Source organism: Plantactinospora sp. CA-290183 (assembly GCF_050936375.1).
Classification (GTDB): Bacteria; Actinomycetota; Actinomycetes; order Mycobacteriales; family Micromonosporaceae; genus Plantactinospora.
In genome coordinates, this window is record NZ_JBNJMX010000005.1 from 232,271 (window position 1) to 250,658 (window position 18,388).

At 73.4% G+C, this 18,388-nt stretch carries 12 protein-coding genes and 1 pseudogene; 5 read left to right on the forward strand and 8 right to left on the reverse strand.

Annotated elements, in window-relative coordinates; translation table 11 throughout:
- Positions 1 to 20: 20 nt before the first annotated feature.
- From ftsE to ACQEUR_RS13240, 4 genes are all read right to left on the reverse strand, one after another.
- Positions 21 to 701 (reverse strand): cell division ATP-binding protein FtsE, encoded by a 681-nt coding sequence (gene ftsE / locus ACQEUR_RS13225; protein WP_433029945.1) that lies wholly within the window; start codon positions 699 to 701, stop codon positions 21 to 23.
- A 223-nt stretch (positions 702 to 924) separates the two neighbouring features.
- On the reverse strand, positions 925 to 2,046 hold the full coding sequence (gene prfB, locus ACQEUR_RS13230) for a peptide chain release factor 2 (RefSeq protein WP_433029947.1): 1,122 nt from the start codon (positions 2,044 to 2,046) through the stop codon (positions 925 to 927).
- 171 nt (positions 2,047 to 2,217) lie between these two features.
- The gene (locus ACQEUR_RS13235) at positions 2,218 to 2,733 is read right to left on the reverse strand and encodes a PadR family transcriptional regulator (RefSeq protein ID WP_433029949.1); all 516 of its coding nucleotides are present in this window, start codon (positions 2,731 to 2,733) and stop codon (positions 2,218 to 2,220) included.
- 444 nt (positions 2,734 to 3,177) lie between these two features.
- Positions 3,178 to 4,755, reverse strand: coding sequence for a protein kinase domain-containing protein (locus tag ACQEUR_RS13240; protein ID WP_433029951.1), 1,578 nt, complete (start codon positions 4,753 to 4,755; stop codon positions 3,178 to 3,180).
- A 222-nt stretch (positions 4,756 to 4,977) separates the two neighbouring features.
- Between ACQEUR_RS13240 and ACQEUR_RS13245 the strand changes: the two genes are divergently transcribed.
- Positions 4,978 to 7,464 (forward strand): helicase C-terminal domain-containing protein, encoded by a 2,487-nt coding sequence (locus ACQEUR_RS13245; RefSeq protein ID WP_433029953.1) that lies wholly within the window; start codon positions 4,978 to 4,980, stop codon positions 7,462 to 7,464.
- 128 nt (positions 7,465 to 7,592) lie between these two features.
- On the opposite strand, the gene pruA is transcribed toward ACQEUR_RS13245, so the two are convergent.
- Entirely contained in the window at positions 7,593 to 9,221 is a 1,629-nt protein-coding gene (gene pruA, locus ACQEUR_RS13250; protein ID WP_433030029.1) for an L-glutamate gamma-semialdehyde dehydrogenase, read from the reverse strand.
- A 439-nt stretch (positions 9,222 to 9,660) separates the two neighbouring features.
- Here pruA and ACQEUR_RS13255 point away from each other — a divergent pair.
- Positions 9,661 to 10,617, forward strand: a pseudogene (locus ACQEUR_RS13255) (hypothetical protein); the annotation flags it as partial.
- 317 nt (positions 10,618 to 10,934) lie between these two features.
- On the opposite strand, the gene ACQEUR_RS13260 reads toward ACQEUR_RS13255, so the two are convergent.
- The gene (locus ACQEUR_RS13260; protein ID WP_433029955.1) at positions 10,935 to 11,447 is read right to left on the reverse strand and encodes a DUF6912 family protein; all 513 of its coding nucleotides are present in this window, start codon (positions 11,445 to 11,447) and stop codon (positions 10,935 to 10,937) included.
- Positions 11,448 to 11,689: 242 nt separating this feature from the next.
- Here ACQEUR_RS13260 and ACQEUR_RS13265 point away from each other — a divergent pair, with 242 nt between their 5' ends.
- A complete protein-coding gene (locus ACQEUR_RS13265) occupies positions 11,690 to 11,917 on the forward strand; it encodes a helix-turn-helix transcriptional regulator (protein ID WP_433029957.1) in 228 nt (75 codons plus the stop codon).
- Between the two features lie 244 nt (positions 11,918 to 12,161).
- On the forward strand, positions 12,162 to 12,887 hold the full coding sequence (locus tag ACQEUR_RS13270; RefSeq protein WP_433029959.1) for an Rv3235 family protein: 726 nt from the start codon (positions 12,162 to 12,164) through the stop codon (positions 12,885 to 12,887).
- A gap of 100 nt (positions 12,888 to 12,987) precedes the next feature.
- Here ACQEUR_RS13270 and secA read toward each other — a convergent pair whose 3' ends face one another.
- Positions 12,988 to 15,858 carry a preprotein translocase subunit SecA gene (gene secA / locus ACQEUR_RS13275; RefSeq protein WP_433029961.1) on the reverse strand — a complete coding sequence of 957 codons (2,871 nt, stop codon included), beginning with the start codon at positions 15,856 to 15,858 and terminating at the stop codon, positions 12,988 to 12,990.
- 172 nt (positions 15,859 to 16,030) lie between these two features.
- On the opposite strand from secA, the gene ACQEUR_RS13280 reads away from it, so the two are divergent.
- Positions 16,031 to 17,320 (forward strand): GNAT family N-acetyltransferase, encoded by a 1,290-nt coding sequence (locus ACQEUR_RS13280; protein WP_433029963.1) that lies wholly within the window; start codon positions 16,031 to 16,033, stop codon positions 17,318 to 17,320.
- 128 nt (positions 17,321 to 17,448) lie between these two features.
- Here ACQEUR_RS13280 and hpf read toward each other — a convergent pair whose 3' ends face one another.
- Positions 17,449 to 18,090 carry a ribosome hibernation-promoting factor, HPF/YfiA family gene (gene hpf, locus ACQEUR_RS13285; RefSeq protein WP_433029965.1) on the reverse strand — a complete coding sequence of 214 codons (642 nt, stop codon included), beginning with the start codon at positions 18,088 to 18,090 and terminating at the stop codon, positions 17,449 to 17,451.
- Between the last annotated feature and the right edge of the window lie 298 nt (positions 18,091 to 18,388).

An 18,388-nucleotide genomic window follows, 5' to 3' on the forward strand; every position in this document is an offset into this window, starting at 1 on the left:
GCAGGGGTCGGGGGACCCGCTCAGCCGTAAACACCGCGAGCCTGGTCGCGCACGATGCGACCGCTCTCGATCTCGATGACGCGACGACGCATCTGGTTGACGATGTTGGAGTCGTGCGTGACCATCACCACGGTCGTGCCGGTGCGGTTGATCCGGTCCAGCAGGCGCATGATCTCGATCGAGGTGTCCGGGTCGAGGTTTCCGGTGGGCTCGTCCGCCAGCAGGATCAACGGCCGGTTCACGAATGCGCGGGCCACCGCGACCCGCTGCTGCTCGCCACCGGAGAGTTCGTGCGGGTACCGGTGCTCCTTGCCGCCGAGCCCGACCAGCTCCAGCACCTCCGGCACCACCCGACGGGCGACCGCCTTGGTCTTGCCGATCACCTCGAGGGCGAACGCGACGTTCTCGTACGCGGTCCGGTTGGGCAGCAGGCGGAAGTCCTGGAAGACGCAGCCGATCGAGCGCCGGAAGTTGGGGATCTTCCAGGAGCGCATCGACGTGACGTCCTTGTTGTTGACGACCACCTTGCCCTTGTTGGGGGTCACCTCGTGCAGCAGCAGCTTGATGATCGTCGACTTGCCGGATCCGGAGGGACCGATGAAGAAGACGAACTCACCCTTCTCGATCGAGACCGACACGCTGTCGAGCGATGGCCGGGACGCCTTCGGGTACGTCTTCGTCACTTGCTCAAGCTGAATCACGGGTGGTGAGTCTACGCGTCGTGACGGAAACGCCAAGTCCGGAGTCGGCCTGTCCGACCGTCATTTGTGGCAATTGTGCGCTGCGTCGAGAGGCGCTCACGCCATGCACACGCCGGAGCCGCTCCGCCGCACGGGCGCGCCGGTGCGCCGGGCCGGCACGGCGACCCGGTGAACCGGCACGACACGGCGCCGACGGGCGCGGCGGCGCGGACATGAGCCCTGGCTACGCCGCCTCGCCGGCCAACTGCCGCTCCTTGCGCCAGCGGATGCCGGCCTGGATGAAGTCGTCCAGGTCTCCGTCGAAGACCGACGCCGGGTTGCCCGTCTCCTGCTCGGTACGCAGATCCTTCACCATCTGATACGGGTGCAGGACGTACGAGCGCATCTGGTCGCCCCACGACCCGGCGGCGTCGGTCTTCAGGCCCTCCAGTTTGGCCTGTTCCTCCTGCCGCTTGCGCTCCAGCAGCCGGGACTGCAGCACCCGCATCGCGGAGGCCTTGTTCTGCAACTGCGACTTCTCGTTCTGGCAGGTGACGACGATCCCGGTCGGGATGTGCGTGATCCGGACGGCGGAGTCGGTCGTGTTGACGCTCTGTCCACCGGGACCTGACGACCGGTAGACGTCGAATCGGAGCTCATTTTCCGGAATGTCGATATGGTCCGTCTGCTCGGTAACCGGCAAGACCTCCACCCCGGCGAAGCTGGTCTGCCGGCGCCCCTGGTTGTCGAAGGGGCTGATCCGGACCAGGCGGTGGGTGCCGGACTCGACGCTGAGCGTGCCGTAGGCGTACGGAACCTTCACGGCGAAGGTGGCGGACTTCAGGCCCGCCTCCTCCGCGTACGACGTCTCGTAGACCTCGGTCGGGTAGCCGTGCCGCTCCGCCCAGCGCAGGTACATCCGCAGCAGCATCTCCGCGAAGTCCGCGGCGTCGACCCCGCCCGCCCCGGCCCGGATCGCGACCAGCGCCTCCCGGGAGTCGTACTCACCGGAGAGCAGGGTGCGGATCTCCATCTCGTCGATCGCCTTCCGGAGCCCGCCGATCTCCGTCTCGACCTCGGTCAACACCCCGGCGTCGGCCTCGGCTTCGGCCAGTTCCAGCAGCACCCGGGCGTCGTCGAGCCGGCTCCGCAGGCTCCCCAGCTTGCCGATCTCGCCGTTGACGTACGAGAGCTTGGAGGTCACGTCCTGGGCCCGGGCCTGGTCGTCCCACAGGTCGGGTGCGGAAGCCGCCTCCTCGAGCTGTGCCTTGTCCCGGCGCAGCCGGTCAACGTCGAGGACGTTCTCGATGTTGCGGAGGGTAGCGTCAAGATCTTTGAGCTGGTCGGCATACTCGGCAGCGGTCACGACAGTCAAGAATACTGGTCGCCCGGGCGAGCAGGTCACCGCCGGCGACAGGGCGCGGCGCGTACCGGCCGTGCCGACCTCCGCCGTCCGCCGGTCCGCCTCCGCACGACCGGCCCCGAACCGGCCCGGAGGAGCCCGCCGGGATCGACCGACCGGAGTCGTCGGCCGGGGTCAGCTCGCCGGAGCGGTCTTCAGCCAGGAGAGCGCCGCCTTGTGGTACGCGACGGCGAACTCCAGCGCCGCGGCCCCGTACGAGTCGCCCGCCTTCTTCGCGTCCCGGGCCTGCTCACGGGCCATCGCGAGCGCCTCGGTGTGGTACTCGTTGGCGCCGCTGTAGAGGTTGCGGAGCTGGTTCGACGAGTGCTGCGGGCCGAAGGCGACCCGCAGTGCGGTCGGGTTCCGCACCGTGTCCCGACCGGGCGTCTCGGTGAGCCAGCGGGAAAATGTCCGTTTTCCGGCCGCCGTGATCGCGTACGGCTGGCTGGAGCGGGGGCCGGGCTTGCCGAGCCGGACCAGCCCCTGATCGGCCAACGCGGGCAATTCCCGGTAGACCTGACTGCGCGTCATAGACCAGTAGGGCGCCAGGCGCCGCTCGGCGGCGGCCATCAACTGGCCGCCCGTCATCGGTCCTTCGTGGAGCAGCCCGAGCAGGGCCGCCGCCGTGGGGTTGATACCAGATTCCGCCATAGCCTCCACGCTGCCACTTTGCCGGCGTCGCGTCCAGGATTTGGCACTATCCGCTGGTCAACCTCTCCATTGTGCACTGTCTTGGACAGACAGTCGGATGAGGACGATCAATGCCTGGAGGGGCGCGACGGCGCGTGCGGAGGCCCGGCGACCCTCCACGGCCACCCCTCCGGGCCGCCCCCCGGCGAACCCACCGGGGGCGGCTCTCCGGCGGCCGCTCGACCGGCCCCCGGTCCCTGTTCCCGAGCCCCCCGGTCCCCAGGTCCAACGGCCGGCGGACCGGCCTGCGACGCCCGGCCGGGCTCGGGTCGGCTGCCTGGTCCAGGTCGCCGGAGCGCGCCGCGCGGCGCGACCGGAGCCCCGGGCCGCGCGGATCGAACCGCGCCCTGCACCAATCCGGGAGATTAGTAGACTTTCGACGCTTACGTGGGGAATTGCCGGAAGCTACCACGCCCCGGCTCCGGGCGCGACCTCCGGAAAGCCCGAGAGGACGGTCCCGACGGCGGCGCCGCTCCCCGGCCGTACCGGGACAGCTCCCCGTGCACCGGCCGGCTCGACGGTGGGGAGCGCGGCGAGGACGGCGGCGGCGACCGCGAGGCCGGCCGCGAGCAGCACGGCGGCGGCCAGCGGTGGCCGGCGGGCACGCAGCGGCGCCGTCGGTGCGCCGGCCGGGGACGGCCCGATCGAGGACGGCCCGGCGGAGGACGGCCCGATCGAGGAGGGCCCGGCCGGGCACGGCCCCGCCGACGAAGGACCGGCCGAACCCGGCCGCGCTGACGATTGCCCGACCGAGGACGGCCCCGCTGGCGGAGGCCCGGCCGAGGGGGAACTGGTTCCCGACCCGCCGGCCGGCCGGACCGGTCCGTCCGGATCGGTCTCCGCCGCACCCCCGGTCCGCCTGCGAGGACCTCCGGCGGGGTCGGCCGGGCGGTGCGGGACAGCCCCGTGCACCGGGGCGGCCGCCGAGCCGCCCCGGTGGTCCGGCCCGTCGGTCCCGGCATTGGTACGACCGCCCGGGCCGGCCGGAGCACCAGCGCCCGCGGGGGCGGCCGGTACGGCGACCATCCGGCCCAGCTGCGACGCGGCGGGGGAGACCGGCGCGGCGGGCAACGACACCCAGGACACCGGCCCGGACACCGGCACGGCGGCGACGGTCGACCCGGGCCGGCGGGGCCACCAGGTCACCTGGTCGGCGTCGAGCCGGGGCAGCGCGGGTACGCCGTCCAGCGCCGGTTCCAGCCCGCGCAGCCGGGCGGCCGCCCGTTCCGCCCCGGGCCGGCGGGCAGGGTCGGCGGCGAGACAGTCATCCAGGAACGGCCAGACCACCGCCGGCAGCCCGGGCGGGGGTACGGGCTGGCAACCGAGGTGCCGGCCGAGCACCTGCTCCGGCGACCCGCCCCGGTACGGGCTGCGCCCGCAGAGCAGTTCGAAGAGCACGATGCCGAGGGCGTACACGTCGCTGGCCGCGCTCGGGGTGGCCCCGGCGACCACCTCCGGCGCGACGTACTCCGGGGTCGCCTGGGTGGCCGGCCACCACGGTTCCGGTCCCGCCCAGCGGGCCGCACCGAAGTCGACCAGCCGTACCGGGCCGCCGTCGGCCGGCACGATCAGGTTGCCCGGCTTGACGTCGCCGTGCACGATCCCCCGGCCGTGCAGGTAGCCGAGCGCCGCGGCGACCTGCGCCGCCACGTCGGCCGCGACCGCGGGCGGCAGCGGCCCGGCCCGGCGCAGCCGCCGGCGCAGGTCCTCCCCCTCGACGAGGTCCATCACCAGGGCGCGCTGCCGGCCCTCGCCGACCACGTCCCGGGCGCGTACCAGGCCCGGATGGTCGAGGCCGGCGACGAGCCGCGTCTCGGCGGCGAAGGCGGCCACCAGGTCGGGCCGGGCGGCCGCCTCGGCCCGGAGCATCTTGACCGCCACCGGCTCCTGATCGGACACGTCGACCGCCCGCCAGACGACCCCGAGCGCCCCGCACGCGATCTCCCGCTGAAGCTCGTAGCGACCACCCAGCACCAGGTCCACGGCGTTCCTCCCACATCGCGCGGCCGTCACGCCCACCACGAACGGACGGTCACGTTCCGCTTCTCTCAGGTGACGCTAAGGCGATCAAGGAAGCCGTTGGACGGCTGCGGAGCGGGCTGGCACGAACCGGGGACCTCGGCAGCGGTGCCGAACCGACCGGCCGACGTGCCACCCGGCCGGTCGGTTGACCCGCCCGGCGGACGTACGGCAGATTGGGCCCGCGTGGCGTCTCCTCTGGTCCGTTGGCTCGCCGGTCATGACCGCGAGCAGCTCGCCGCGCTCCTGACCCGTCGCCCCGACGTGCTCGCCGGCCCTCCGGTCGACGCGCTGACCGACCTCGCCGTCCGGTTGCAGGCCCGCGACTCGGTGATCGCCGCCGTCTCGGCGCTCCCCCGCCCGGCGGTACAGGTGATCGAGGTGATGCAGGCGCTCGGCGGCCCGGCGGTGTCCCGGGAGCGGGTCGCCGGGATGATCGGCCGGCCGGCCGACGACCCCGAGCTGGACGCCACCCTCGCGGTGTTGGCCGGTCGGGCCCTGGTCTGGCCGGCCGGCGGCGAGCTGCGGATGGCCGGGCCACTCTGGACCGCCTTCGCGTACCCGCTCGGCCTCGGCGCTCCCGCCGCCACGATGCTCGACACCGTGCCCGCCGAGGACCTGCGGAGGATCGCCCGCGCCCTCGGGTTGGCGGTGGTGCCCGGGAACCGGCAGCGGACCCTGGCCGCCGTGGTCACCGCGCTCGCCGACGCCCCGGCGATCCGCGCGCTCGTCTCGTCGGCCCCGCCGCAGGCGCGGACCCTGCTGACCGACCTCGCCCACCTCGGGCCGGTGCTTCCGACGCACGCCGACCCACCCGGGGATCCCGCGCTGGACTGGGCGGTACGGCACGGGCTGCTGGTCCGGGACGGCTGGCGGCACGTCGAGTTGCCGGCCGAGGTCGCGATCGCGCTGCGCGGACCCGACTGGCGGGCGCCGTTCGACCCGCTGCCGCCCCGGCCCGAACTGGCCGAGGTGGACCCCGACGCCGTCGCCCGGGAGGCGGCGGCCGCCGCGCTGGCCGCCGTCGAGCGCATGACGAGCCTGCTCGACGCCGTGGAGACGGCCCCGGTGGCGCTGCTGCGGGCCGGCGGCGTGGGAACCCGGGAACTGCGCCGACTGGCCCGGTCCGTCGGCTGCCCCGAGCCCGAGCTGCGGTTCTGGCTGGAGCTCGGGTACGCCGCCGGCCTGCTCGGCATCGCCGCCGAGCGGGTACGGCCGACCGGGGCGTACGACGAATGGGCCGCAACCCCACCGGCGGAGCGTCTCCCGGTGCTGCTGCGGGCGTGGCTCCGGCTGCCCGCGGCCCCCCTGGCGGAGCGCCCGCCGGAGCTCGGCCCGACGCCCGCCGCCCTGCTCCGGGACGGTACGGCGCTGGTCGCCGCCGACCTGCGCGCGGAACTGCTGCGCTGCGCGAGCGAGCTGCCGGAGGGACACGCCGTCGGCGGCCCCGACGGGCCGGCCGGCACTCTTCGCTGGCGGCTGCCGCTGCTGGCCGACCCCGAACCCCTGCCGTCGGGGCCGGGGGCGGCCCGGCCGGCCGCCCTGCCGACCGCGCTGTGGCGGGAGGCCGGCCTGGTCGGCGCGGTCGCGCACGGCGCGCTGACGCCGCTCGGCCGGGCGCTGCTGGACGACCTTCCGGGCGGGACCGGCGGCGCCGCCGGGCGGCTGTCGGCGATCGCCGGCGAACTGCTGCCCGCCGCGGTGCGGACGGCGCTGTTCCAGAACGACCTGACCGCGGTGGTGCCGGGCATCCCGGCGGTCCCCCTCAGCCGGCTGCTCGACGCCAGCGCGGAGCGCGAGGCAGGTGGCGGTGCCGCGATCTGGCGGTTCGGTCCCGCCTCCGTGCGGGGGGCTTTGGACGCCGGTACCGGCCCGGCGGAACTGCTCGGCGCGCTCCGGGCGGTGGCAACCGGCGGGAAGCTGCCGCAGGCGCTGGAGTACCTGGTCGCCGACGTCGGACGCCAGCACGGTCGGGTACGGGTCCGCGCGGTGGGGTGCGTGCTGCGGGCCGAGGACCCGGCGTTGGTGGCGGAGATCGTCCGGACCCGGGCACTGCGTCCGCTCGCGCTCGCCGTACTCGCGCCGACCGTGCTGGCCAGCGCGAAACCGGTGGCCGAGACCCTGCGCGCGCTGCGGGACGCCGGCTACGCCCCGGCCACCGAGGACAACACCGGCGAACCGCTGATCGAACGGGTCCGGCCGCAGCGGGCGCCCACGCCCCGGCGGGCCGGTACGGCGGCGGCGGGCCGGCGGCCGGCGGCCGACCCGGGCCCGACGCACCGTGCCGGCGACCAGCGTCGAGACGTACCCCGGCCCGACCCGGTGGAGCTGGCCGCACGGCTACTCGCCGCCGCCGCGCCGGAGCCGGAGCCGGAACCCGACGGACATCTCGCCCCCGTCATCGCGCTGCCGCTGGCCGCCGGCACCCAGGTCGAGCGGGCGGTACGGGGCCACTGCGGCCAGCTCGACCCCGAGGAACAGCGACTGCTGTCGACGGCGATCGAGCGGGGCACTCCGGTGAAGATCGACTATCGGGACTCCGGGGGCGGCTTCTCCAGCCGGCTGGTCGAGCCGATCGACCTCGACGGTCACCTGCTGACCGCCTGGTGTCACCTGCGCGACGACGAGCGGATGTTCGTTCTGGACCGGATCCAGGCCGTCGGGCCCGGCTGACGACCGGACCACCGGGCCGACCGGCGAACCGACCTGCGTCCCCCACCGCCGGCGCCGGGGCCCGGCGCCACCACCACCACCACCGGGGCCGCCCGCCCGGCCCGGCCCGGCCCGAGCAGCGCGGCCGGTCAGCCCATGTGCGGGTAGCGGTGGTCGGTCGCCGGGACGAAGGTCTCCTTGACGGTGCGCGGTGACATCCACCGGGCGAGGTTGTGCCAGGAGCCGGCCTTGTCGTTGGTGCCGCTGGCCCGGGCACCGCCGAACGGCTGCTGTCCGACGACCGCCCCGGTCGGCTTGTCGTTGACGTAGAAGTTGCCGGCCGCGTAGCGCAGCGCCGCGCCGGCCCGGTCCACGACCCGGCGGTCGGTGGCGAAGATCGACCCGGTCAGCGCGTACGGCGCGATCGACTCGGCCTGGCCCACCACCTCGTCGAAGCGGGCGTCGTCGTAGACGTGCACGCCGAGGATCGGCCCGAAGTACTCGGTGGTGAACGACTCGTGCCCCGGATCGTCGCACTCGAACAGGGTCGGCCGGACGAAGTACCCGACGGAGTCGTCCGCGGTGCCGCCGGCGATGATCCGGCAGGAGGCGTCGTTCGAGATCATGTCGAGCGCCGTGGTGTGCCGGGCGAACGCCTTCGCGTCGATCACCGCACCGCCGAAGTTGGCGAAGTCGGTGACGTCGCCGTACGCCAGCGAGTCGGCGGTCGCCGCCAGCCGGTCCCGCAGGCCGCCGTCCCACAGCGACCTCGGCACGTACGCCCGGGACGCGGCCGAGCACTTCTGCCCCTGGTACTCGTACGCCCCGCGGATCAGCGCGGTGTGCAGCGCGTCCACGTCGGCGCTGGAGTGGGCGACGACGAAGTCCTTGCCGCCGGTCTCGCCGACCAGCCGGGGGTAACCCCGGTAGTTGGCGATGTTCTGCCCGACCCCCTGCCAGAGCTTCTGGAACACCTTGGTCGACCCGGTGAAGTGGATGCCCGCCAGGTCCGGGTCGGCGAGGACCACGTCGGAGACGGCGATGCCGTCCCCGGTGACCATGTTGATCACGCCGGGCGGCAGGCCGGCCGCCTCGAAGAGCCGCATGGTGTGGTGCGCGGCGAGCTGCTGGGTCGGGGCCGGCTTCCAGACCACGGTGTTGCCGACCAGCGCCGGCGCGGCCGGGAGGTTGGCCGCGATCGCGGTGAAGTTGAACGGGGTGACGGCGTAGACGAAGCCCTCCAGCGGCCGGTGGTCGAACCGGTTCCAGGTGCCGGCCGAGGAGAGCGGCTGCTCGGCCAGGAGCTTGCGGGCGAAGGCGACGTTGAAGCGCAGGAAGTCGATCAGCTCGCACGCCGAGTCGATCTCGGCCTGGATGACCGTCTTCGACTGGCCGAGCATGGTCGCCGCGTTGAGGGTGTCCCGCCACGGTCCGGCGAGCAGGTCGGCGGCGCGGAGAAACACCGCAGCCCGGTCTGCAAAGGACAAATCACGCCACATCGGGGCGGCTTGCTTGGCGGCCGTCACCGCCGCCAGCGCATCCGCGTTGGTTGCGTTGTGGGTGACCCCCAGCACGTGCCGGTGCCGGTGTGGCTGCACGACGTCGATCGCGGCACCCCCGGCCATCCGTTGCGCACCGCCGATCGTCATCGGCAGCTCCAACCGCTCGGTGGCCAGCTCACCGAGCCGGCGTCGCAGGCTGTCCCGCTCGGCGCTGCCGGGGGCGTAGTCGCGCACCGGCTCGTTGCGCGGCTCGGGTACGGAGAGAACGGCGTCCATCGCATGCTCCTGGGCGATCTCGACAACGTCGGCGAAACCGGACCCGCCGGTGGCGGCCGGTCGGCCGGTCACCGTCGCCCGTCCGCCGAGGGATGCCCGGGTCGCGGGGGCGGGTCCTGGGCCAATCCTCGCATGGTCATCAGCGCATCCCACCAGGCCGGGCGCCGGCCGCCCGGCCGTACCGACGGGCGCACCGCCGCGCCGTCGGGCCGGTCGATGCCGTCCCGCGCCCCTCGGCCCTTCCCCGCTCCCGGGGCAGCGCCGCCCGCGGCGGGCAAGGTCCCGGCCGGCCCGCACCGGGGACCCCGACGCGCCCGCCGGCACAGCGCCACCGTCCCGACCGGCCCGCGTACGCTGAGGGACCGGCGGCCGGCGAAGGCCGCAGCTCCCGCCACCGCCGCCCCACCGACGCGGCCGGTCACCCGTTGAAGGGGAGATGATGACGAAAGAGTCCGGCGCCACCGCGCTCCCGGCCCCGGATCGCCCGGTCCAGCCGGCGACCGCCGCCGCGCCGTCACCCGTGCCGGCGCCCGGTGCCGTCGTACTCGCCCTGTTGGCGGTGGGTTGGCTGGCCGCGATGCTCTGGTCGGCGAAGGCGGAGATCTCCACCTCCGGCGGCGAGTCGATGGCGATCACCTCGGCCGCGTACGCCCTGCCCGGGGTGATCTCGGCGAGCCTGCTCAGCGGGGCGGCGGTCAGCCTGATCCTGGCCAACCTGCTGACCCGGCGGGGAGTGGCGCGCAGCACTCCCCGGTTCGCCGTGGCACTCGCCGGAGGGCTCCTCACCGGCCTGCTGGGCGCGCTGGCGGTGACCCTCAGCTACGGCGAGGGTCCGGCCATCATGGTGCTGGCCGGCACCACCGCCGCGGCGGCCACGGTCGGCGGAATCGCCGGTGGGCTGCGCGGCACGCTGGTGGTGGCCGCCGTGATCACCGCCGGCCTGGCCGTCTTCGCGGTCGGCTTCGCGCTCAGCTACTATCAGGAACCGCTGCTCTCCCTGTACGGCTCCGGTGACACGCAGGCGTCGCAGCTCAGCGCCTTCCGCTGGTTCTCCCGTACCTCCTCGCTGGCCAGCGGGCTGGCCGCCGGCCTGCTGGCGTACCACTACCTGCGGCTGGCCCAGCGCCGGGTCGCCGGGCGGCTCGGCGACGTCACCGCGCTGCGCTGGCCCGCCTACCTGGTCGCGGGGGCCGGGCCGGGGGTGCTGCTGATCGCCGCCGAACTGCTGACCCGGACCGCCGGGGCGGAGGTGCTGCGGCTGGCCGGCGCGATCAGCGAGGCGGACCGCGCCGCGCAGAGCATGCTCGGCGGGTCGCGGTTCAACCACGCGCTGCTGGTGCTCTTCGTGGGCGGCCTGACCGCGATGATCGCCTTCGGTCGTACGCTCCGGCCCGCGACGGAGTCGACGGTGCAGGTACCGGACGATCCCCGGGCCGACGACGGCGACGCGGATCAGGACCCGTCCACCGACGGCGAGCCGGATGCGGACGCCGAGGCGGCCGGCGACGACAAGGCCGAGCCGATCAACGAGGCCGCACCGATCAACGAGGCGGAGCCGATCAACGAGGCGGAGCCGGCCGGCGGGCGGCCGGTCGCCGGGGCGGGCCGCTGAGCGCTCCGGCTCCGGCCCGCCGGCCCGGCTGACCGTCCGGCCGGCCAGGCAGGCAGGCGATCGGCCACGCCGTCGGGGTCAGCCGCTGACGGTCAGGCCACCTAGCGGGGCAGGTCGACGATGCCGTCCAGCTCCGACGCGTCGTACCACTCCAGCTCGTGGTCCTCGGCCCCGTCCACGGTGAACTGGGCGTCCGGGTCACCGGCCAGCGCCTCCTCGACCACCGTGGCCGCCGCCGCGACGTCGTCCCCGGCGTCCGGGCCGTCCACGTGGATCGCGGCGACGCTGGCGATCCCGATCGGCCCGGCCAGCCGTACGGTGCTGGAGCCGAGCTCGATCTCCGCACGCTGTACCGCCCCGGCGGTCAGGTCCGCGGAGACCACCACCCGGCGGCGTGGTGCGGCCGGATCGGCGCGGAGCAGCCGCAGCGCCTCCTGGGCGGCCCGGGTGAAGGCGACGTACTCCAACTCCTCCTCGTCGCCTTCCGCGTACCACTCGCGCAGCTCAGGGGTTACCGCATGGCCCTGTCCGGCCGGCAGCACCCCCTCCCGCCGCAACTGCGCGAGCATCGGCACGGTGGCCGGTACATACACCCGGACAAGCTGTCCTGTCACCGAAGGTCTCCCCCGCTCGACGCCCGCACGCGACGACACCGGCCGCGCCAACGCCGATCATGTCCGACGCCGTTCCTGTCCTACACCCACGACGCGCCGAGGGGAAGCAGCGGCGCCGACGGCGTGGTGCCGGAGGGCCGGGGGGACCGGCCCGGGGCGGGCCGGGCGAAACCTAACGGTGGAGGCGGCCGTGCCGCAGTCGATGGCAAACTGAGGCAACCACCGACTTCCGGGAGTTCCTCGTGGAGCCCAGGTTCCTGCTGCTGTCCGACGTCGCCGCCGAGCTGAACGTCTCGGACTCGCAGGTCTACCACATGGTGCGCAGCGGCGAACTCCCGGCGATCAAGATCGGCGGCCGTGGCCAGTGGCGGGTGGAACGGTCCCGGCTGGAGGAGTACATCCAGCACAAGTACGCCGAGACCGCCCAGTGGGTCGCCGGCAATCCCCTGGTCGAGCGGCTGCCCGACTAGCGCTGGACCCCGCCGGGCCCGCTCACCGCCGGGTCCACGCCCTGCCGCCACCGGCAACCCGCCTCCTCGGCACCGTTCGCCGACCGCCTCGCCGAGGGCGGTCGGCGCCGGCGCCGGTCCGGGACGCCGGGTAAGTGTCGGACCGGAAGCCGACAATCATTGACGACCAACACTGGCTCCGCTACAAAATGGAGCGCGTCGGAGGCAAACGAAGGCAAACGCAAGATCGAGAAAGGTGACCCGCATGGCCGCCGTACGTTCCCGGCCGCCAGTCCGCCCCACCGTGCGGCTGCGCCCCGTGCCTCCCCTTGACCCGCCGTTCGACGACGAGTGCGCCGCCACCACCTGGCTCGGCCGACCCGACACCGGCGCCCGCACCGAGCCGACCGCGCCGGCCGCCGAGTCGCCGGGCCGACCGGACGGGCGCGCACCCGAGCCGCCGGGCCGGCCGGACGGGCGCCCGACCGGGCCGTACCGGCGGGGCCCGGTGGCGGCGGACCGGCCCACCCCGCGCTCCCCGGCCCGCACCACGCCCGTCGGATGGCGCCCGGCCACCGGCCAGCCGGGCGGGGCGCCCACGCAGTGGCTCCCCGGCGTGCCGCCCCCGGCCGGGGCCGTGGCGAGCGCGACGCCGGAGGCGAGGCAGGCGGCCCGGCGCTTCCTGGACACCTGCCTGGAGATCGTCAACGGGCACCGACCGATCGGGCACCTCCGGAGGCTCTCCAGCCCGCAGGAGGCGGCCGACATCGTGGAGCAGCTCAGCTCCGGGGCGGCCCGGCTCTGCGCCCGGCCCCGCCCCGGCCGCCCCGCCCCGGCCGTACGGCTGCGGCGGATGCGGGTCTGCGAGCCGCGTCCCGGCGTGGCGGAGGCGGCTGCCGTGGTCGACATCGCCGACCGCACCCGGGCGGTGGCCTTCCGGATGGAGCGCCGCCGGGGCAACTGGCTCGCCATCTCCATCGAGGTGCTGTGAGCCCTCGCCGGAGAACGGCCTGAGCCCCGGCCGCCGGGATGGCGATCGGGGCTCACGCGCGGTCGAACGGCCCGTACCCGGTCGAGCCGGGCCGGGTCGGTCAGGCGCCTCCGGGCGCTCCGTGGCAGCGCTTGTACTTGCGACCCGACCCGCAGGGGCAGGGTGCGTTCCGGGACGGGGCGTTGTCCGCGGTCGCCGCCGCGGCCTGGGACTGGGGCTGGCGCCGGGGCGAGGACGGCGCCGGAGCGCCCACGCCGAGCGCGGGCGCCTGCGGCCGTTCCACCACCGGTCCACCGGTGGCCCCGGCCTCGCCGTCGATGGCGGGAGCCGAATACTGCAGGCCCTGGGTCCGGGGTGCCCGGCCCAGACCCTTGGCCCGGATCTCCACCGCCGGCTCGCTGGACACCTGCATCGGGGCCGGACCGGCCGCGACCTGCGCCGGAGCCGGGCTCGGCTGCGCCTCCTCAACCTGGACGTCCAGGTTGAAGAGGAAACCGACCGTCTCCTCCTTGATCCCGTCCATCATGGTGGCGAACATGTCGAAGCCCTCGCGCTGGTACTCCACCACCGGGTCGCGCTGGGCGTACGCCCGCAGGCTGATGCCCTCCTGCAGGTAGTCCATCTCGTACAGGTGCTCGCGCCACTTGCGGTCGATGACCTGGAGCAGCACCATCCGCTCCAGCTGGCGCATCGCCTCGACGCCGAGCTCCTCCTCGCGCCGCTGGTACGCCGCGAAGGCGTCCTCCTTGATCTGCGCGAGCAGGAAGTCGGCGTCCAGGCTGGTCCGTTCCCCGCCCGACTCCTCGACCAGGTCGTCGACCGTGACCCCGACCGGGTAGAGCTGCTTGAGGCTGGTCCAGAGCTGGTCGAGGTCCCAGTCCTCGGCGTAGCCGTCCGCGGTGGCCCCCGTGACGTACGCGCTGACCGTGTCCTCGATCATGTGCTGGACCTGGTCGCTGAGGTCCTCCCCGTTGAGCACCCGCTTGCGCTCGGCGTACACCACCTGGCGCTGCTTGTTCATCACCTCGTCGTACTTGAGGACGTTCTTGCGGATCTCGGCGTTCTGGCCCTCGATCTGGGCCTGCGCGCTCTTGATCTGCTTGCTGACCATCTTCGACTCGATGGGCACGTCCTCGGGGATGTTGAACCGCTCCATCACGGCCTCGACCGCACCGGCCCGGAACCGCTTCATCAGCTCGTCCTGGAGCGACAGGTAGAAGCGGGACTCGCCGGGGTCGCCCTGCCGGCCGGACCGGCCGCGGAGCTGGTTGTCGATCCGCCGCGACTCGTGCCGCTCCGTGCCGAGCACGTAGAGCCCACCGGCGGCGGAGACCTCGTCGGCCTCGGCGTCACACGCCTGCTTCCACCGGGGCAGGATCTCCTCGAGCGCCTTGGCGTAGTCGTCGGCGTGCTCGGCCGGGTCCAGGCCGCGCTGCCGCAGCTCGGTGTTGGCCAGGTACTCCGGGTTGCCGCCGAGCAGGATGTCGGTGCCTCGACCGGCCATGTTGGTCGCCACCGTCACGCCGCCCTTGCGCCCGGCCTGGGCGATGATCTCCGCCTCCTTGGCATGGAACTTGGCGTTGAGTACGGCGTGCGGGATGCCCCGGCGGCGCAGCAGCTGGGAGAGGATCTCCGAGTTTTCCACCGACACCGTGCCGACCAGCACCGGCTGGCCGATGGCGTGCCGCTCGGCGATGTCCTCCACCACGGCGTTGAACTTGGCCTTCTCGGTCTTGTAGATCACGTCCGGCTTGTCGAACCGCACCATCGGCCGGTGCGTCGGGATGGTGACCACCCCGACCTTGTAGACCTTGTTGAACTCCCCGGCCTCGGTCTGCGCGGTACCGGTCATCCCGGAGAGCTTGTTGTAGAGGCGGAAGTAGTTCTGGAGGGTGATCGTGGCAAGAGTCTGGTTCTCCTGCTTGATCTCCACCCCCTCCTTGGCCTCGATCGCCTGGTGCATGCCCTCGTTGTAGCGCCGGCCGTGCAGGATGCGGCCGGTGAACTCGTCGACGATCAGGACCTCGCCCTCGTTGACGATGTAGTCCTTGTCGCGCTTGTAGAGCTCCTTGGCCTTGATCGCGTTGTTGAGGTAGCCGACCAGCGGGGTGTTGACCGACTCGTAGAGGTTGTCGATGCCGAGCCGGTCCTCGACCTTCGCCACGCCGCGCTCGGTGACCGCGATGGTCCGCTTGGCGTAGTCGACCTCGTAGTCGCCCTCGCCGTCCTTGCCGGGCTGGAGCCGGGCCACGACCCCGGCGAACTCCTTGTACCACCGGGCGGAGTGCTCGGCCGGGCCGGAGATGATCAGCGGCGTACGGGCCTCGTCGATCAGGATCGAGTCGACCTCGTCGACGATCGCGAAGTTGTGCCCGCGCTGGACGAGATCCTCCTTCGACCAGGCCATGTTGTCACGCAGGTAGTCGAAGCCGAACTCGTTGTTGGTGCCGTACGTGATGTCGGCCTCGTAGGCGGCGCGGTGCTCCGCGGCCGGCCGGTTCGGCAGGATGACGCCGACGGTCAGGCCGAGGAACTCGTGCACCCGGCCCATCCAGGCCGCGTCCCGCTCGGCGAGGTAGTCGTTCACGGTGACGATGTGCACGCCCTTGCCGGAGAGCGCGTTCAGGTACGCCGGCAGCACCGAGGTCAGGGTCTTGCCCTCACCGGTCTTCATCTCGGCGATGTTGCCGAAGTGCAGCGCCGCACCGCCCATCAGCTGCACGTCGTAGTGGCGCTGGCCGAGCACCCGCGAGGCCGCCTCACGTACCGTGGCGAACGCCTCCGGCAGCAGGTCGTCGAGGGTCTCCCCGTCCGCCAGCCGCTGCCGGAACTGGTCGGTCATGCCGCGCAGTTCCTCGTCGGTGAGGTTGACGTAGTCGTCCTCGATCGAGCTGACGGCATTGGCGATCGCCTTGAGCCGGCGCACCAGGCGCCCCTCGCCCGCGCGGAGGACCTTTTCCAGAATCGACACGGATCAACGCTCCCCTAGACAGTCTGCCGAACCATCGTAGGCGCATCACCGGGCCTACTGTCAGTCGCGGCGGCTGCCGAGTTCACCGAACCGGGCATTCCACCCCACAAGAGCCTCCCTGGGCCGCAAAATCCGGTTACGCCGAGCGCGAACGTTGAGCCAGGATGGCCGGATGGATCAGGATCGGACCGAACCGGTGGAGATCGTCGCGTCGGGACTGCTGCTGCGCCCCTGGCGGGCCGGGGACGCCGCCGACGTACACCGGGCGTGCCAGGATCCGGACATCCAGCGCTGGACGACCGTACCGGCCCCGTACCGGCTGGAACACGCCACCGGGTTCGTCAGCACCATGTCGCCCCGGGCCTGGGCCACCGGCACCGGCGCCCCGTTCGCGGTCTGCGACGCGGCGACCGGGGGACTCCTGGGCTCCTGCGCTCTGGTCACGATCGATTCCGTACTCCGGTCGGCCGAGGTGGGTTACTGGACCGCTCCCTGGGCGCGCGGCCGGGGCGTGGCGGTCCGGGCCACCCGGGCGGTCTGCCGCTGGGCCTTCGCGGAGCTGGGCATGCGGCGGATCATCTGGCAGGCCGAGGTCGGCAACCACGCCTCGCGGTTGGTGGCGCTCCGGGCCGGTTTCACGGTCGAGGGCCGGCTCCGGTTGGCGCACCGGCATCCCCGCGGCGGCCTGGACGGCTGGATCGGCTCGCTCCTCCCCGCCGACCTGGCCGACGAGCCGGCGGGCGCGGAGGCGGAGGCCGGCCAGCCGGAGACGGCGGAGGCGGGCGGCGACCCGGGCCGGGCCGCCCCCGGGTCGCCGGAGGCCCGCCGGGCCGCCGTCTTCGGCGCGCCACAACCGATCCTGTACGCCGGGCGGCGCGGCGGCGGGGAACTCCGGTTGCGCCCGCTCGGCGCCGACGACCTGGACGCCATCGTGCGGGTCTGCCGGGATCCGGAGACGGTCCGCTGGACCACCGTGCCGGACCCGTACCAGCGGTCGGACGCGGAGTTCTTCGTGCACGAGTACGGGCCGGGCGTGTGGGCCCGGGGCACCGGGGCGGTGTTCGCGATCACCGACTCCGCGGACGCGTACGCCGGAGTCATGGAGTTGCGCCTCTCCCCGGCCGATCCGCTGGTCGGCGACCTGGGGTACGTCGTGGCGCCGTGGGCGCGCGGTCTGGGCCACTGCCCGGCGGCGGTGACCGCCGTCTGCGCCTGGGGGTTCACCACGCTGGGCCTGGACCGGATCGAGTGGCGGGCCAATGTGGGCAACACGGCCTCGCGGCGGGCCGTCGAGAAGGCCGGCTTCACGTTCGAGGGAACGGCCCGGCACGCGCTCAGCCACCGGGGTGTGCGGACCGATGCCTGGGTCGGCTCGCTGCTCCCCGCCGACCTGGGGATCTCGGGCCCGGATGCCGCGCCGGGCCACCGCGGGCGGACCGCCACCCCCGCCCCGCGCGGATGAACGTGCGGGGCGGGCGAGGCGTTCGTCGCCCGCCACGATCGCGGTGATCAGGGAGTCGACCACGGGACGCGCCGGCGACACGCCCGTACAGCTCCCTGATCACGGCGATCATGGGGAGGGGGCTGGGGTCAGCCGTCCAGGGCGATGATGCCGTAGTCGTAGCCCTTGCGGCGGTAGACGACGCTGGGCCGGCCCGACTCCTTGTCCAGGAACAGGTAGAAGTCGTGCCCGACGAGTTCCATCTGGAACAGGGCGTCCTCGACGGTCATCGGCTCGGCGGGGTGCAGCTTCTCCCGGGCGATGTGCCAGGGCTGGTCGTCCTCGTACCCGTCGACCTCGGGCTCGGTCGCCGACCCGGCGCCGTTCGGCCGCTCGGGCGCGGTCAGCGTGCCCACCGCCGAGCCGAAGTCGGCGACCGGCAGTCCGGCCGTGGCGGCCGCGACGGAGACCGGGGCGTGCCGCCCCCGGTGTACGCGGCGGCGGTCGGCGGCCCGGCGCAACCGGGCGTCCAGCTTGGCGATCGCCGCGTCCAACGCGCTGTAGAAATCCTTCGCGCACGCTTCGGCGCGGATCACGGGCCCGCGCGAGACGCAGGTGATTTCTACCCGCTGGCAGTGATCGGACTGTCGCGGATTGCGTTCGTGAAAGAGTTCCACATCGACGCGGATGAGTTTGTGATCGTAGCGCTCGATCTTCTCGAGCTTCTCGGCTACGTGTACCCGGTAATGGTCCGGCACTTCGACGTTACGGCCCTTGACCACGAGATCCATGCGTGACCTCCCTGCGCCATCGGAGAGTCGTGCAGAAACAAGAAGCCCGGTCAGCCCGCCCCCTGGGAAGTTCGTTCGGCTCGACCGGTAACTGTCCGTTACGCCTCCTTCCAGGTGCCCCCGGGGCAACGAGACACCCCTCATACCCCCGGTAAACAAAACGCTAACCCCTGTCGCGCCCGCAGTCACCCCCGATGCCAAGACCGTTTCGAGAAGATTCGCGAGCACGGCACGATAGGGTGTAATGGACGGTACGCAGAGTGAAGCGCGAGCGGCCACGGTGACCAGCGAGGGCCGG

What these genes read in the sequence shown, in the direction of transcription:
- ACQEUR_RS13235 (WP_433029949.1), bottom strand. Translation starts at nt 2,733, where the DNA reads ATGGCGGAATCTGGTATCAACCCCACGGCGGCGGCCCTGCTCGGGCTG.
- pruA (WP_433030029.1), bottom strand. Translation starts at nt 9,221, where the DNA reads ATGGACGCCGTTCTCTCCGTACCCGAGCCGCGCAACGAGCCGGTGCGC.
- ACQEUR_RS13270 (WP_433029959.1), top strand. Translation starts at nt 12,162, where the DNA reads ATGGCCGCCGTACGTTCCCGGCCGCCAGTCCGCCCCACCGTGCGGCTG.
- ACQEUR_RS13280 (WP_433029963.1), top strand. Translation starts at nt 16,031, where the DNA reads ATGGATCAGGATCGGACCGAACCGGTGGAGATCGTCGCGTCGGGACTG.
- hpf (WP_433029965.1), bottom strand. Translation starts at nt 18,090, where the DNA reads ATGGATCTCGTGGTCAAGGGCCGTAACGTCGAAGTGCCGGACCATTAC.